The sequence below is a fragment of the Thiohalophilus sp. genome (assembly GCF_031581315.1).
GTDB lineage: Bacteria > Pseudomonadota > Gammaproteobacteria > UBA6429 > Thiohalophilaceae > Thiohalophilus.
The window spans coordinates 18,546-32,655 of the sequence record NZ_JAVLAZ010000004.1; the positions used below are offsets into that span (position 1 = coordinate 18,546).

The 14,110-nt window shown below is 55.9% G+C and carries 15 protein-coding genes; 4 read left to right on the plus strand and 11 right to left on the minus strand.

What is annotated here, in order from left to right; genetic code table 11:
* The first annotated feature begins 23 nt into the window (after positions 1 to 23).
* Entirely contained in the window at positions 24 to 566 is a 543-nt protein-coding gene (locus RI563_RS00990; RefSeq protein ID WP_310692459.1) for a hypothetical protein, read from the plus strand.
* Between the two features lie 171 nt (positions 567 to 737).
* Here the strand turns inward: RI563_RS00990 and RI563_RS00995 are convergent, their stop codons facing one another.
* From RI563_RS00995 to RI563_RS01015, 5 genes are all read right to left on the minus strand, one after another.
* Positions 738 to 2,081, minus strand: coding sequence for a YhjD/YihY/BrkB family envelope integrity protein (locus tag RI563_RS00995; protein WP_310692460.1), 1,344 nt, complete (start codon positions 2,079 to 2,081; stop codon positions 738 to 740).
* Positions 2,082 to 2,333: 252 nt separating this feature from the next.
* Entirely contained in the window at positions 2,334 to 4,286 is a 1,953-nt protein-coding gene (gene acs, locus RI563_RS01000) for an acetate--CoA ligase (RefSeq protein ID WP_310692461.1), read from the minus strand.
* A gap of 44 nt (positions 4,287 to 4,330) precedes the next feature.
* Positions 4,331 to 4,627 (minus strand): hypothetical protein, encoded by a 297-nt coding sequence (locus RI563_RS01005; protein WP_310692462.1) that lies wholly within the window; start codon positions 4,625 to 4,627, stop codon positions 4,331 to 4,333.
* Positions 4,628 to 4,686: 59 nt separating this feature from the next.
* Positions 4,687 to 5,391, minus strand: a complete 705-nt coding sequence (locus RI563_RS01010; protein ID WP_310692463.1) for a 3'-5' exonuclease — start codon at positions 5,389 to 5,391, stop codon at positions 4,687 to 4,689.
* A gap of 2 nt (positions 5,392 to 5,393) precedes the next feature.
* A complete protein-coding gene (locus RI563_RS01015; protein WP_310692464.1) occupies positions 5,394 to 7,259 on the minus strand; it encodes a DUF294 nucleotidyltransferase-like domain-containing protein in 1,866 nt (621 codons plus the stop codon).
* A 77-nt stretch (positions 7,260 to 7,336) separates the two neighbouring features.
* Between RI563_RS01015 and RI563_RS01020 the strand changes: the two genes are divergently transcribed.
* Positions 7,337 to 7,753, plus strand: coding sequence for a hypothetical protein (locus RI563_RS01020; RefSeq protein WP_310692465.1), 417 nt, complete (start codon positions 7,337 to 7,339; stop codon positions 7,751 to 7,753).
* Positions 7,754 to 7,921: 168 nt separating this feature from the next.
* Positions 7,922 to 8,086, plus strand: coding sequence for a hypothetical protein (locus RI563_RS01025; RefSeq protein ID WP_310692466.1), 165 nt, complete (start codon positions 7,922 to 7,924; stop codon positions 8,084 to 8,086).
* A gap of 3 nt (positions 8,087 to 8,089) precedes the next feature.
* Here RI563_RS01025 and RI563_RS01030 read toward each other — a convergent pair whose 3' ends face one another.
* From RI563_RS01030 to RI563_RS01055, 6 genes are all read right to left on the minus strand, one after another.
* Positions 8,090 to 8,668, minus strand: coding sequence for a tetratricopeptide repeat protein (locus RI563_RS01030; RefSeq protein ID WP_310692467.1), 579 nt, complete (start codon positions 8,666 to 8,668; stop codon positions 8,090 to 8,092).
* A complete protein-coding gene (locus tag RI563_RS01035) occupies positions 8,661 to 8,894 on the minus strand; it encodes a hypothetical protein (RefSeq protein ID WP_310692468.1) in 234 nt (77 codons plus the stop codon). The genes RI563_RS01030 and RI563_RS01035 overlap by 8 nt, the downstream gene beginning before the upstream one ends.
* An 85-nt stretch (positions 8,895 to 8,979) precedes the next feature.
* Complete coding sequence (locus tag RI563_RS01040) at positions 8,980 to 10,854, minus strand: sodium:solute symporter family protein (RefSeq protein ID WP_310692469.1); 1,875 nt, start codon at positions 10,852 to 10,854, stop codon at positions 8,980 to 8,982.
* 458 nt (positions 10,855 to 11,312) lie between these two features.
* The gene (locus RI563_RS01045) at positions 11,313 to 12,074 is read right to left on the minus strand and encodes a flagellar brake protein (protein WP_310692470.1); all 762 of its coding nucleotides are present in this window, start codon (positions 12,072 to 12,074) and stop codon (positions 11,313 to 11,315) included.
* Between the two features lie 23 nt (positions 12,075 to 12,097).
* A complete protein-coding gene (locus tag RI563_RS01050) occupies positions 12,098 to 12,553 on the minus strand; it encodes a hypothetical protein (protein WP_310692471.1) in 456 nt (151 codons plus the stop codon).
* A 476-nt stretch (positions 12,554 to 13,029) separates the two neighbouring features.
* Positions 13,030 to 13,701 (minus strand): nitroreductase, encoded by a 672-nt coding sequence (locus RI563_RS01055; protein WP_310692472.1) that lies wholly within the window; start codon positions 13,699 to 13,701, stop codon positions 13,030 to 13,032.
* A 116-nt stretch (positions 13,702 to 13,817) separates the two neighbouring features.
* On the opposite strand from RI563_RS01055, the gene RI563_RS01060 reads away from it, so the two are divergent.
* Positions 13,818 to 14,110 (plus strand): DUF3579 domain-containing protein (locus RI563_RS01060; protein WP_310692473.1); only part of this gene is annotated, 293 nt, incomplete at its 3' end.

Consider the following 14,110-nt stretch of genomic DNA (forward strand, 5'->3'; position numbering starts at 1 on the left):
GGCGCTTGCTGCGAGGAGAGAGAATGAGAGCAATGAGGAAACTGGGCGGTTTGCTGTTGCTGTGTGGCGTGCTGGCGGGCTGTGTTCTGCCGGCGCCGCCGGATCCGGTGCAATCACCGGATAAGGCCATGGTGTTCGGTCACGTTGTGGCGCCACAGGAGATCACTAAAATTGAGTTCCGGGAATACGGCAAATTCTATCTGCCGCCGTTCAAGATTCCGCCGCGGGTACTGGTGTTTGAGAACGGCGATTTTATGGTCGAGAATATCAAGCCCGGAAAATATTACATTGCCGCGGTCTATTCCCGTTTCAAGGATTACACCTTTGTTAAAGACAACCGCACCGCTTATCAGAACATGATCCATGTCCGGCCGGGCGAGGTGAAATTTGCCGGTTCGTTTGTCATCCATGAACTGACCGATACTTCGCGTTTTCGGCGCAACGTCGTCCTGCGCAAGATACGCAAACCGGCCGAGCGGGATGTTTTACGTAATATGTACGAATTCACCCAGGGCACCGGCTGGCAGGCCCGGATCGATCGGCGACTGAAAGAACTGCGCATGTAGGCCCGACTGTGTAGAGGGAATGACTGCCCGCAAATTGCCGATAAAGCACAGCATTCCCGTGTCTTGCAAAATCAAAGAATCTGGAACCACCAAACCACTGAATAGAGAGATTCGCTGGTGTCAGTGTCCCCGGTGCTTCTCTGTCTCCTGCCTGTATTGATATCCGGCGCGTTACTTATCCGAGTCGACTTGATCGTCGGCGACCAGATCGCGGAGGGTGATGTTTTTGAGTTGATCGCTGGCGGCCTGTTGATAGTTATCGAAAACCTCGTCGACCACCGGATCGGCGGGCAGGCGCCCGGGGTTGGCAATCTCATCTTCATCGGCCTGACGGATACATTCAATAATGCTCGACAAATCGAGTTTTTCCGGGGCGCGGCCAGGGAGATAGCGGGGCGGTTCGTGTTCGGTGCGCACCAGCAGCTGCGCCTCGACCAGTTTATCAAGGATTGGATGCAGGCTCTGCTCGACCAGGTTCAGATGATGCGCCAGTTCCGGCAAGGTCCATTCGACCTGTTGCTGATAATAACGGCGCCCGATGGCGACCATGGCTGCCAGGGTCAGTTTTTCCTTGAGGCGATTGCTCAGGCGCAGATGGCGTGACTCGCGCCAGCGACGCTCCGGATACTGGTGATAAAAGGCAATGCTGGCACCGATCAGCAGAATCAGCCAGCTGATATAGAGCCAGATGATGAATAGAAACAGCGTGGCAAAGGCCGAATAGATGGCAATAGTGCGAGGTGAGGAGGCGACCAGCTCGGCGAAACCCCAGCCAACGGTTTGCCAGAGAATACCGGCCACCGTTGCGCCGACCAGTGCCGAGCGAACTCGCACGCGGGTATTGGGTACCAGTACATAAATAAATGCAAATGCGAGAATGACCAGGATGTAGGGAAGTGTCTGGTTGAAGCTTTGCAATAACCAGCCAACCATCGCGGTGTTTTCAAGTTGCGTATACAGGGTACTGCTGGAGATGGATGCGGTAACGCTGATGGCAGCGAAGATGAGCAGGGGACCGATCAGGATGACGCTGAAATAGTCGCTGAAACGTCGTGCCATGGAGCGGTTTTCACTGACTTGCCAGGTATAATTGAAGGCTCGTTCGACTTTCTGTGTCAAAGAGATAACGGTATACAACAGCAGAATCAGGCCAACGGAGCCGAGCACCCCGGCCTTGACGTTTTCGACAAAATCGATGATCTGACGGGTGACTTCAGCACCGCGTTCTCCCAGTGGCGTGAGCAGGTTCAGGAGGATGGGTTCCAGCTGGTTGTGTACGCCAAACCCCTTGAGGACCGAGAAACTGACAGCCAGCAATGGCACCATCGCCAGCAGGGTGGTGTAGACCAGGCTCATGGCGCGCAGGTTCAGCTCGCCGGTGGCGAGATCCCGGCTGATCAGATAAATCACCCGCAGTATACCGATACCGCGGGCTCGCCAGGACGACAGTTGCCGAAGATCGTGTTCCCAGAGGATATTGATCAGGTGATGGCGAATCTGATTAAGGGATTTCATTCGACCTTACTCTGGTTCCCATGATGGGACCGGGCCAGATAACCGCTGTCGCCGCCTCGCGTGGAAAGCGCCGACAGACAGAACAAACAGGTAGCGCGCAACGTCAATGACAAGCCTTTCATCAATGCCCCCGCCTGTTCGGAAAAAGAAATACCGCCAGGGCACGCCAATGAACGCGAGCAGAAAGGGAGTCCGGCTTTCATCGTTGCGTTCATCAGCGCCTGTTTGCGGCTTCAAATAATCCTGATTCGATTATTTGTTGGCCCGGTTTTCGATCAGGTTATCGACCACGGCCGGGTCGGCGAGGGTTGAGGTATCGCCCAGGTTATCCAGATCGTTTTCGGCGATCTTGCGCAAGATACGGCGCATGATCTTGCCGGAGCGGGTTTTGGGCAGACCGGGCGCCCACTGGATGACATCGGGTTTGGCAATGGGGCCGATTTCCTGGCGTACCAGATCGAGCAATTCCGCCTTGAGTTCGTCGCTGGGCTCAACCCCTTTGATGGTGGTGACATAGGCATAGATCCCCTGGCCCTTGATGTCATGCGGATAGCCGACAACGGCGGCTTCGGCGACCTTTTCATGCAGGACCAGGGCCGATTCGACCTCGGCGGTCCCCATGCGGTGGCCGGAGACATTGAGGACGTCGTCCATGCGCCCGGTAATCCAGTAATAGCCATCGGCGTCACGTCGGGCGCCGTCACCGCTGAAATAATAACCGGGGTAAGTTTTGAAATAGGTGTCCACAAAGCGTTGATGATCGCCATAGACGGTTCGCATTTGTGACGGCCATGGTTGGGTAATGACCAGGGCGCCGGTTGCCTCACCTTCGCCCTCGATCAACTGGTTGGTCTCGGTATCAATAATGCCGGGTTTGACGCCGAAGAAGGGGCGGGTGGCCGAGCCGGGCTTGAGGCGGGTGGCCCCCGGCAGTGGTGTAATCAAATGCCCGCCGGTTTCAGTCTGCCACCAGGTATCGACGATCGGGCAGCGTCCGTCACCCACGACCTTGTGATACCACTCCCAGGCTTCGGGATTGATCGGCTCGCCCACGGTACCGAGCAGTCGCAGGGACTGACGCGAAGTCTTTTTGACCGGGTCTTCGCCTTCACGCATCAATGCGCGGATTGCCGTCGGTGCGGTATAAAAAACGGTTACCTTGTGCTTGTCGACGACCTGCCAGAAGCGTGAAGCGTCGGGGTAGTTCGGTACACCCTCGAAGAACAGTGTGGTGGTGCCGTTGGCCAGGGGACCATATAACAGATAACTGTGACCGGTGATCCAGCCGACGTCGGCGGAACACCAGTAGATGTCCCCCTCGTGCAGGTCGAAGGTATATTTTGTGGTAATGGCGGTGAACAGGAGATAACCGGCGGTGGTATGCAGCACGCCTTTCGGTTTGCCGGTGGAGCCGGAGGTGTACAGAATAAACAGGGGGTCCTCGGCATCCATCTCTTCCGGCGGGCAGTCAGCGGAGGCCTTTTCAACGGCTTCGTGATACCAGATATCCCGTTGCTCGTGCCACTCGGTTTTGCCGCCGGTGCGCCGTACGGTCAGTACGGTGTGGACGTTCGGGCACTCTTGCAGAGCCTTGTCAGTATTGGCTTTGAGCGGGACGGCCTTGCCACCGCGCACCCCTTCATCGGCGGTAATCACGACCCGGCAGTCGGAATCCAGGATCCGATCCTTGAGCGATTCGGGCGAGAAGCCGCCGAAGACCACCGAATGCACGGCACCGATACGGGCACAGGCCAGCATGGCATAACCGGCTTCGGGAATCATCGGCATATAAATACAGACCCGATCACCTTTTTTAACGCCGCGCTCTTTCAGGACATTGGCGAGCCGGGAGACCTGTTCATGCAACTCCCGATAGGTGATGTCTTTGGCATCGTTCGGGTCGTCGCCTTCCCAGATGATCGCCGTCTGATCGCCCCTTTCCTCCAGGTGACGATCGATACAATTGTAAGCCACATTCAGTTTGCCGCCTTCAAACCATTTGATATAGAGGTTATCGGGGTCAAAACTCCAGTCCAGCACCCTGTCCCAGGGCTTGTACCAGCTGAGGAATTTTTCCGCCTGTTCGGCCCAGAAGCCCTCCGGATCATCAATCGAGCGTTGATACATGGCCTGGTAATCGGCTTCGCTGATGTTGGCCTGGGCAGCGAAATCCGCGGGGATGTCATATATCTTCTCTTGGGACATGCGTGACTCCTGATAATTGTTATTCGAAATTAAAGTCGGTTGTCTTACATTCCGGGGGGCGGCAGGTAGGTGCTGTCTTTCGACGGGTTGCCGCTGGCTCCGTCCACCGGGCACTGGCTACTGGCACAGCCCAGATGGCGCTGAATGAAAAAGAAGCCAATGAACAATACCGGGAAAGCTGCCACGCCCAGCCATCGGGCGCCACCGCTAAAATTATGCGGCTCCAGCAGCCAGATGACGAAACTTTCACCACTGATATAGAACACGATAGCGTATAGAACCCAGCCGATTCGACGGATCAACGGGTGGTGTAACAGGGTATCGGCAAGTGGCGTTCTCATGCACTCTTTTTAACAGGACTGCCCCGACGCTTCAAGCATTTCGACCCGGCACAGGGTGATTATTCATCGCTAATTTGCTGATTAATAAGTGATTTTACCGGCGCTTTCGGATCGACCAGACGTTGGGCCAGCACTTCGAAAATCCCGGCGGCGGTGCGGGCGTCGCCGCGGGCCGTATGTCGCTGCAGGACCTCGATATGGCAGGCCCGGGCAACCTGTTCCAGTTCGTAATGGGCGAGACGTCCACTCCAGGCCTGATACATCAGCATGGTATCGAGCGTGGGGTGTTTGAGTTTGCAGCCAAGCCATTCATAGAGCGTCCGGTTGAGAAAACGCAGATCAAACTGCAGATGATGCCCGACCAGCACACTGTCCTGCAGGAAGGCGAGTACCTCCGGCAGGACCTCTTTCAGTGTTGGGGCATTGCGGACATCCGTGTCGTCGATACCGTGAATCTGGCGGGACGCGTCCGGAATAGGCCTTTGCGGATTGATAAGCTGATAAACCTCGCGGCCGGTCGGTTGCAGGCCATCGTATTCGAGCAGGGCAATCGAGACGATCTCATCGCCCCCGTAGGCCTGAAAGCCGGTGGTTTCGGTATCCATTACTACAAAACGGCAATGGGCCACGGGGGTGAGTAACAGGCTGCGGCGGTTGCTGAGTCGGCAGGTTTCCCACAGACGATACAGCGCCGGATCATCCGGTGGTCCACGATGACCGAACAGTTTTTGATAGAGCGCCTGCAGCAGGGAAGGCGTGGCCATGATTAAAATGCCGCGCGACCGAACTGGCCCTGCAGTTTGTCCTGCAGGCGCTTGATGGCACGCATGGCCATGCGCAGCATGGAGCGCTGTTGTTCGTTCAGCTTTTCGGGATAGATACGTTTGTCCAGAGGTTGTTGCGTCTGTTTTTGCTGAATCTGGTTTTGCAGAATCATATCGAGCAGTTCCTCGTAGGCAAAACTGACCGCATCGACCAGATCGGCACTGAGCACGCCGCGATGCACCAGGCTTTTGAGCCGGTCCAGGGTATTGCGCTGGCTGATAGCATTGGCCAGAGCGTAGACCCGGGCGGCGTCGGCGATAATACGCAGCCCGTTACGTTTAATATCGATACTGCCTTTTTCCTCTTCAGCATCGGAAGTGACCAGGCGATTGAACAGACCGATGGCCGGTTTGCCTTCGGCGTCATGTTCCACCATGTAATCCAGCAGACGATGGTTCTTCTGCAAATTGTCCAGCAGGTGGCGTCGCAGGGTATAGGTCAGCGTGTCATCACCGTACAGGGTATCGAAGTCAAACATGATATTGGACCAGATGGCCCCTTTCATATTGGGCTTGTCGATCAGATGGTTCAGTTGTTGTTGCCATTGGGAGAGTGTTTTACGGTACATCGGGTTACGCGCCATGATGTTCCCGGGGCAGAGAATGTAACCGGCCTGATCCAGGTTCGGGTTCAGTTTTTCGGCAAACTGTTCAAACCAGTTCAACGTTGCGCTATCCGGTTCGCCGTCCCGATCGTCGATGATGAGGCCATTGTCCTGATCAGGGTTGAGTAACATTTCCTGTCGGCCGCCGGAGCCCATGATCAGCAGGGCATAACGGCAGGGGGGCGGGCCATGTTCCGGCGCCATCTCATCCAGAGTTAATTGCACCACCCGACGCTGCAGGCGCAGATGGGCGTGGCTGAGCAGGCGTACGGCCTGACTGGCATAACGATTGTTTTGCTGGCATTGTCCGGCATACTGATAAAGCGCCTCGTAATGTTGCCGGCATTCAGTCAGATCGCCGGCCTGATCGATACGCTCCAGCAGACTATTGTCGCCACTGATCAGCGAGCGCAGCAGATCGGTTTGCGAGACCAGCCCGACCGGACGCTCATTTTCGATTACGATCAAATATTTGGTGTTATAGCTTGCCAGAAGATCATGGACCTGCCAGATGGGCGAGCTGGAGTCGATGGTTCGCGGCGTATCGCAGGTGGCCCTGTCCAGCGGTTGTTCCGGCGTGGCGCCCTTGAGGGCCAGGGCTTCGGCCAGCCCGGCATAGGTCAATACACCAAACAGTTCATCCTGATCGTCAAGTACGCCCAGGCTGCCAATCTTGCGCTCCTGCATGATCGAAAAGGCTTCCCGCAGGCTCAGACCGACGCGACAGGTCGACAGCGGTGATTTCATGATGCCACGTACCGGTTGGGCAAGCGGGCCGTGTTCCACCTGGCTGCGCCAGGAGCGGCGGCGAATACGCTCGGCAATGACCCGGCTGATCAGATCGGCAATAGCCGGGTGGGCGCTTTCCAGTTGTTTCAGTTCGTCACCGGGGATTTCCAGCAGTTGTGCCGGCGCCAGGGCAGTGGCGGTCGAATGGTAGGCGCTTTTGTCCAGATAATTGGAGAGGCCGAGTAATTCGCCGGGGGCGGTGGAATACTGCATACCGTTCTGACGCCGGATACCGATTTCGCCGGACAGGAGCAGGTAAATTTTGCCTGTATAGGTTTCACCCTGATGAAACAGAATCTCGCTGGCTTCCAGATGGCGCTCGTTCGCTGCGGCGAACAGGGCGCGGCGATCGGCGGCGGGCAGGTCACGCACCAATGGCAGCGCGTTGAGTTGTGGATCGGCGGATGGCGCCATGGCATCGATCCCGGGAAGTTTTAGATGACTATACTATACTGGCAGAATCGAGACCAAACCGATACATGGCCCAAGAGATGTTTCTGTTTCAAGACAAACCCCTGTCGCCTGATTTGCAGACGTTGCTGGATGCCGTTGCCTTGCTGGATATCAGTGAGTTCCGTTTGTTCGAGCTGGCCTATCGGGCGTGGTATGGTAACGACGCGGGGTCGCGTCAACTGGAACAGGATTTTGCCGACTATATGTTTTGCGATGAGGTGCCAATCTGGGTGCGTCACTATGCCCGGGGTGTCGTGAAACAGGCCGCTTTGTCCCAATCGGGAAAATTTCCCTACCCGCCCAAAGACCGGCCTGCCGATTCTGCGTCGATACGCCGGGGCCTGAGAGTGCTTCTGGGACTGATTTTTATTCTGGTGTTTCTGATTGTCGTCAGTAGCCTGTCACCGGAGTGGTTACAATTCGGAAACGAGTGCTATTTTCCGCCGTGTTATTGAACAGATAGTTGCCTCTCGCTATAGGGTGAAGGCGAATAGCCTGTGTCGTTCTTTACCGACCAAAGCCGGAGGTTTCGGGGATTGGTGACAAGGGTCTGGTCGCCCGGGATGGTTCGGTGTATGGTTAATTCATACCGCCAGACAATAATAACTTGAGGGGACGTCGGTATGCTTGACTGGGTGTTTGTCCTGATTACTGCGGCGATTGCCTATCACGGGCTGACCTACCGGGATGACAGTGGGGAGACGGAGATCGGCCATCTACTATTCGGTTCGATTGCCCTGCTGTTTTGTATCCGCGTTTTGATGGTCGATATTATCGGGGTAGTCTGACCCTCACATCTTGTAACTACGCTGCTGTTTATCCTGCTCCGGGTCGCGTAATTTACGCTCTTCTTCGGGCAGGGCCAGCTGTTCTTTCAGGTATCTCGCACGATCCTCGATGGTTGGTGGCTTTTCCGGTTGCAGGCGTAGAAACCGGGTAATCCAGTTCGGCCCGTCGGCCAGCTCCGGCATCAGTTCGAGGGCTTTTTCGTAATCGCGGATGGCGGCTTTATAACGGCCTATACGATCGTACAGGATGCCGCGGTTGGCGTAGGTCGGGGCAAATTCGGGATCGCTTTCAATGGCCTGATTGAAGACTGACATGGCTTCATCATATCGTTCGAGCTGAATCAAGCTGCGCGCCTTGCCGCGTAGAGCAGGCAGCAACTTATTATTGGCCTGCAGGGCCGCTTCGTATTCCTCTATCGCCTCGTTGTAACGGCCATCCTCGAAATGGCGATTGGCGGCTTCGTAGGCTTTCTCGCCGGGCACGTGTTCGCGGGCCAGTCCTTCATAGACCATCCAGCCCAGCCAGAGCAATCCGAGGCCGATCGCCAGTGTCTTGAGGGTTCGGTAAAGCGGATCATCCATTGCCAGGTAATCCTGTGATTTGCAGGTTGAACAGGAAAGAAAATATCAGACAGAGAAAAATGCTGATAAAGCGGGCGCGATTGAGCTGCCCTTCGATCTCTGTCTGCGTTAATTCGGTGTTGGTCTTGCGTTGCAGGCGTCGCACGCTGAATACCCAGATCAGTTTGCTGACTGGTATGAACAGCAGCCCGGCTAGAACCAGTACAGAAATAATAAAATAAAGCATACACGGTATCGTATTACAAATTTTAAAGCGGGGAAAGAAAAGGGAGGGCCGAAGCCCTCCCTTTGTCTGTTGCCTGATGTAAAGCTTACGGTTTATCGACGTCCATGTGGATATCGCCGATATCTTCATGCAGGACTTCGATTTCCCGTTCGGGAACCGTCGACATTTCCATCTTGTAAGCCAGGAACCACATCATGAACACACCCAGTGCCCACCATAGCAGTTGCCAGGTCCAGATGGACGGCATGCCGAATAGCCAGGTGCTGGGGTCGTTCGGATTGCCGAAGAGGGTGTTGCCGATCACCGCGCCGGGACCGATGCCAAAGAAGAACCAGACCAGCACAATGATCCAGGCGGTCGGTACCAGTTTCTTCTTGGCGGCCGGTACGCTGGCATGCCCGCGCAGGAAGCTGTGGTAGGTCATCTTGTGATCATGGTCCGCCTTGTTCTGGGTGAAGAACGAGACAATGACGGCAATGCCCAGGTTAAAGATGATCCCCCAGCCAGCGGAGTGGATGGTCCACGGCCAGCGGCCCCATGGCATGAGATCCGCACCGATTTTCTCGGTCAGGGTCACGGCGATGAGACCGGCAATCAGTCCCAGTACCACACCCTGACGAGTCAGCCACGGGAAGTAGCAGACCGCCATCAGCGCCGGCCACATCTGGAAGCCGTAGGCTACCGCCAGACCGCCCAGCAATACCAGGGCATCGGTCGCGGTGGTCGCCACCATCAGCGCCGCCAGCACGATAATGGCAACACCAACCCGGCCCCACAGTTTCTGCTGGGCATGCGTGGCGTTGGGCAGCACATAGCGCTTGAGCAGATCCCGGGTCAGCATGCCGCCAGCGGTGGACATATAGGCCGCGCCGGTGGACTGCATGGCCGCCAGGGCACAGACCGCCAGCAGGCCGGCAAACCAGGGCGTCGCTTCACCCAGCAGATAGATATACTGGGGTACCAGCATGCCCTGTTTACCTTCGGAGTCCATCAGGTCCACACCGTGCAGGCCTTCGGCCATGGCGTTATTGACCAGCTCCGGATGGGCCGCCAGGAAGGCTGTGTCAGCCCCCAGGAAATGGCCCCCCAGGCCCTGAATGGCGGTGAAGACCATCAGGATGATGCCGATCCCGAAGGCAGAGGCCCACACCTGTTGCGGGGCGAACGGCTTCGGATTGTGGTTGGAGAAGGCCCACATGGAGAACGCCGGCGAGGACTGGATCCCCATCAGGGCGAACATGTAGGTCAGCACCATAATCGCGGTCCAGGCGCCACCGACCGGGTTTTCCACCCCGAGTCCCGAGACAAACTGGATCACGCCGGGAATCGCAATGTAGTGACTGTAGCCGGCCGGCGTTCGCGTCTCGTCAAACTGCGACAGCGCCGCGATGCCGTCGTTGAGCCGATCCCAGCCGCCGACATAATTGAGGGCTATAATACCAATGGCGACAATCCCCACCGCCAGCATAATGGCCTGCAGGGTATCCACGTAGGCCACCGCGCGTAGCCCGCCGGAGGCGACGTAAATCAATACCACCGCGGACAACAGCCACATGCCGACGTCGACGCCCAGCATGCCGTCGGTCAGCACGTTGAACAGGAAACCGGACGCACGCAGCTGCAGACCCAGATAGGGCACCGAGAAGATCAGGGCCACCAGCACCACCAGCAGGCGGATCGAGTCGGTTTTGAAATAGTTGGCGAACATTTCACCCGGGGTGACGAAGCCGAAGCGTTTGCCCAGAATCCATTGCCGCTTGAGGAACAGTACCCCGGTGAAGGGAATGGTGATGGCATAGAACGAGGCGTAGGCATACTGGAACCCGTCGCGATACAACAGTCCGGGGTGGCCCATGAATGTCCAGCCGGAGAAGGATGTTGCCGTTGCAGCCAGTACGAAAACCCACAACGAAATACTTCGTCCTGCGATGAAGTAGTCCGACGCGGTTTTGGCGGTCATTGCACCTCTGATACCCCAGAAGATGCAGTAACCCCAGTACAGTGCAACGAATATGAATAGCCAAATGATTTTCGCATCCATATTACGTTACCCCCTTGTCGATTAGGTATGGTGGATTGTTGTTTTTAAAGGGCCGTTGCAGCCCGGTATTATCGCCTTGAATATGCGCCTTATTGGGGCATAAATAGAAGCATAGAGCATAATTCAACATCTTGCCGGGTTTCGCAATCCTTTTGTCGATATACGGGCAAGGTTAAGTTTCTATGAATATTAAAAACTGGTAATAAACTGAATGAAGGAGAGCGCCGTAACCGTTGGACAGTGCAATCGGGATCAGGAAGTGATTCTCGTAATGAGGCGAAGCTCTCAATGAGAATTAAACAGCCTATTTTTCAATGCACCCTGGCATCTCAGCGAGAGATAACAATGTCTTCCACTGGTAGGGCGCGAGGAGCGCGTCAGTTACGGGGGAGCTGGGTTTCGATCGTCTGGATGTAACGTTGAATCAGGCTGCTGGTATCCATTCCCGGGTTGATAAACTGGGCACCGATGCGGTATCCGCCGTTTTCCATGGTGCCGATCGGGATGATATTGCGGATTTCCAGGTTGACCGCTACGGGCTGGGCGTCGGGAATGGCCAGTGTGCAGTTTTCGTAGATCTGGCCTTCCTCGAACTCGATGGACTGATCCGTATGATGCAACGCCAGTCCGCCAACACTCAGATCCAGGGTGGGGAGTTGCACGTTCTCGTCATCCTGATTCGTCAATTCACAGGAAACGGCAGAGCTCATGGGTAACCGGATGCGATAAAACTCACGTCGCTGGACCCATAACAGGGTATCGGGCAGCTGGCAGGCGATGGCCGGTTTGCCATGGCGCTTGGCGCGTTGAAAGCCGGTCGCGTTGAACTGCGCCGTAATACCTTCGTAGGAGGTTTTGAATACCGCGCGCTCGGCTTCGAGCAATTTGCGGGTTATTTTTTCATCAGAACCGTAGTCCAGTACCAGCAGGTTTTTCTCGGGCAAGATATCAACAATCAACGTCAGTAATGAATACTTCCCCTGGCCGAAATGGGCAGTAATCATATTTTTGCCTTTACTTAACTGGCGGAGTTTTTGAACAATCGCCGCTTTGCTGTACAGCAGATACTGATCGACATTCTCGATATTATCGCGTTGTCCCTGATCCGGGGCATCCGGTTTGTCCTGATGATTGGTCATAGTGTTACAGCGACGTTGTTATCTTAGTTGTTGACGTTTTCACGGGTACCGAACAGCTTTTGCCACCAGCGTCGGCGGTTACCCGGTAGCGGAAGTTCGGTTTGCAAGTCGACCGGTTTGACTAATGACAATACCCAGCCCGGCAATGGCGGGTTGGTACTGAACCCGCATGATACCCCGAGGTTGTTGGGATCGTATATTTTTATAAAAGCCGGATCTTTGGGCTCATCGGCATAGACAATACCACAATAGTCCTCATCGTGTTCCTGTCGAAGCAATTTGTCGATTTCGGTAATGAAGGTGTCCAGTTGTTCCCGGTTGGCGGGCGCTTGCGGCGGGGGTTCTCCCACCGCATAGATATACCAGCTCTTGTCCTGTTCGCGCAGGGTTTGCCAGAGCGTATCCAGTTGCGGCCAGCGCAGCATACTGGTGAAACTGCCGCGAAAGGCTTGCAGGTAGGTGGGCTGTGTTTGTGTCATACGGTTCCTTTATCGGCACTACGGGTGGAATTTTAACATTAAATCAGACGCCTGGCGGCCCGGATCCTTACCCGGATTCACCAGCAGGTGCCGGCACAGGACTGTCCGGCTCGTAGCGGTCAGTATCGCTCGCGGCTATCCGATCCGGCGCCCCATTGCCGATAGCCCAGTCCCGGAAACCCTGCAAACTGCCGTGTTGAATTTCTTCGGGGACGGGATGACCGAGGGACTGCTACGCGCTGACAAGCGGGACAAACGGTTGCCCGGGAGAAAATGGAGCGGACCGGTGGGGAGGGGGCGAAGCGACCTCTATAAAAAAAGGGACGAGGGCCGAGGGACGAGGAACGAGGAGAAGAAACAGATTGTTTATCAGTCATTTCGGTAACTTCTAAACTACTGGTGCAGGCGTGATTATCTGATCAAATTCAAGATAGGTTTTCCTCGTTACTCGTCCCTCGTAACTCGGCCCTGTTATTTTATTTATACCACCGCGTAAATTCATTCACCGGCAGCCGTTCCAGGCGATACTGGTTGACCGGGTGATCCGGATCGGCGTAACCGAGGGCCATGCCGCAGACCACCTGCAGATCGCCGGGTAAATCGAGCGTTTGGCGAATGATGTCGGGGAATTCGGCCAGCGAGGCCTGCGGGCAGGTGTCCAGGCCGAACCCTTTGGCGGCCAGCATGACGTTCTGGATGAACAGGCCCATGTCCAGCCATGAGCCTTTTTCCAGTTGCCGGTCGATCAGAAATAACAGACCGACCGGCGCGTCGAAAAAACGGTAATTGCGATACCAGGCGGCTTTTTGCTTGTCGCGATCCTCGCGTCCGATGTCGAGTGCCTGGTAAAGCGCGAGACCGCAGCTCTTGCGCCGTTCACGATAGGGAGTGTTCCACTCGCGCGGATAGTAGGCATAGTCGGGGTTTTCACTCTGGCCGCTGTCGCGGGCCTGAATAATCGTCTCGCCCAACTGCTGTTTGGTTTTGCCCTCCAGAACACAGACCTGCCAGGGTTGTATATTGACCCCGGAAGGTGCCCAGCGGGCCAGTTCCAGAACCGCTTCTACTGTTTCGCGTGACACCGGTTTATCCAGATAGGCGCGTGTGGAATGGCGCTCGCGAATCGCCTCATGCACAGTCACAGACATATTCTTCACTCGTTGGCATTTAAAGTTCAGCTGGCGTATGGTCGATAATTCCCGAACCGGAATGACGATAGCCTAACACCATTTTTATAGCATGACGAAGCGGGACAACAGCAACATTGAGTGATAGCGAGGATGACAAAAACGGGGTAGTCGTGATTCGGGGCGTGAACCAGCAGGGAGGCCGCCTGCGCCCGGGCGACTGGGCCGAACGGCTGGGTGCCAGTCTGGCCCATTTCGGTCGCGATAATCGCCTGCGTTATGATCAGGCCGTGCAGCCTTGCATTATTGACGGTGAGAAATGCCTGGTGGTGGCCCGGGGCCTGGCCGAGAGCAACCCGGCGGCCTATGACTTTCTCATGGCGTTCGCCCGAAGCAACGACCTCAAGATCCGCATCGACCGCCGCCACGG

Bases quoted from the DNA above. Each gene is read 5' to 3' on its own strand.
- RI563_RS01020 (WP_310692465.1), top strand. From the start codon at position 7,337: ATGTTTCTGTTTCAAGACAAACCCCTGTCGCCTGATTTGCAGACGTTG.
- RI563_RS00990 (WP_310692459.1), top strand. From the start codon at position 24: ATGAGAGCAATGAGGAAACTGGGCGGTTTGCTGTTGCTGTGTGGCGTG.
- RI563_RS01050 (WP_310692471.1), bottom strand. From the start codon at position 12,553: ATGACACAAACACAGCCCACCTACCTGCAAGCCTTTCGCGGCAGTTTC.
- RI563_RS00995 (WP_310692460.1), bottom strand. From the start codon at position 2,081: ATGAAATCCCTTAATCAGATTCGCCATCACCTGATCAATATCCTCTGG.
- RI563_RS01040 (WP_310692469.1), bottom strand. From the start codon at position 10,854: ATGACCGCCAAAACCGCGTCGGACTACTTCATCGCAGGACGAAGTATT.
- RI563_RS01030 (WP_310692467.1), bottom strand. From the start codon at position 8,668: ATGGATGATCCGCTTTACCGAACCCTCAAGACACTGGCGATCGGCCTC.
- RI563_RS01005 (WP_310692462.1), bottom strand. From the start codon at position 4,627: ATGAGAACGCCACTTGCCGATACCCTGTTACACCACCCGTTGATCCGT.
- RI563_RS01010 (WP_310692463.1), bottom strand. From the start codon at position 5,391: ATGGCCACGCCTTCCCTGCTGCAGGCGCTCTATCAAAAACTGTTCGGT.
- RI563_RS01025 (WP_310692466.1), top strand. From the start codon at position 7,922: ATGCTTGACTGGGTGTTTGTCCTGATTACTGCGGCGATTGCCTATCAC.
- RI563_RS01015 (WP_310692464.1), bottom strand. From the start codon at position 7,259: ATGGCGCCATCCGCCGATCCACAACTCAACGCGCTGCCATTGGTGCGT.
- RI563_RS01035 (WP_310692468.1), bottom strand. From the start codon at position 8,894: ATGCTTTATTTTATTATTTCTGTACTGGTTCTAGCCGGGCTGCTGTTC.
- RI563_RS01045 (WP_310692470.1), bottom strand. From the start codon at position 12,074: ATGACCAATCATCAGGACAAACCGGATGCCCCGGATCAGGGACAACGC.
- RI563_RS01055 (WP_310692472.1), bottom strand. From the start codon at position 13,701: ATGTCTGTGACTGTGCATGAGGCGATTCGCGAGCGCCATTCCACACGC.
- acs (WP_310692461.1), bottom strand. From the start codon at position 4,286: ATGTCCCAAGAGAAGATATATGACATCCCCGCGGATTTCGCTGCCCAG.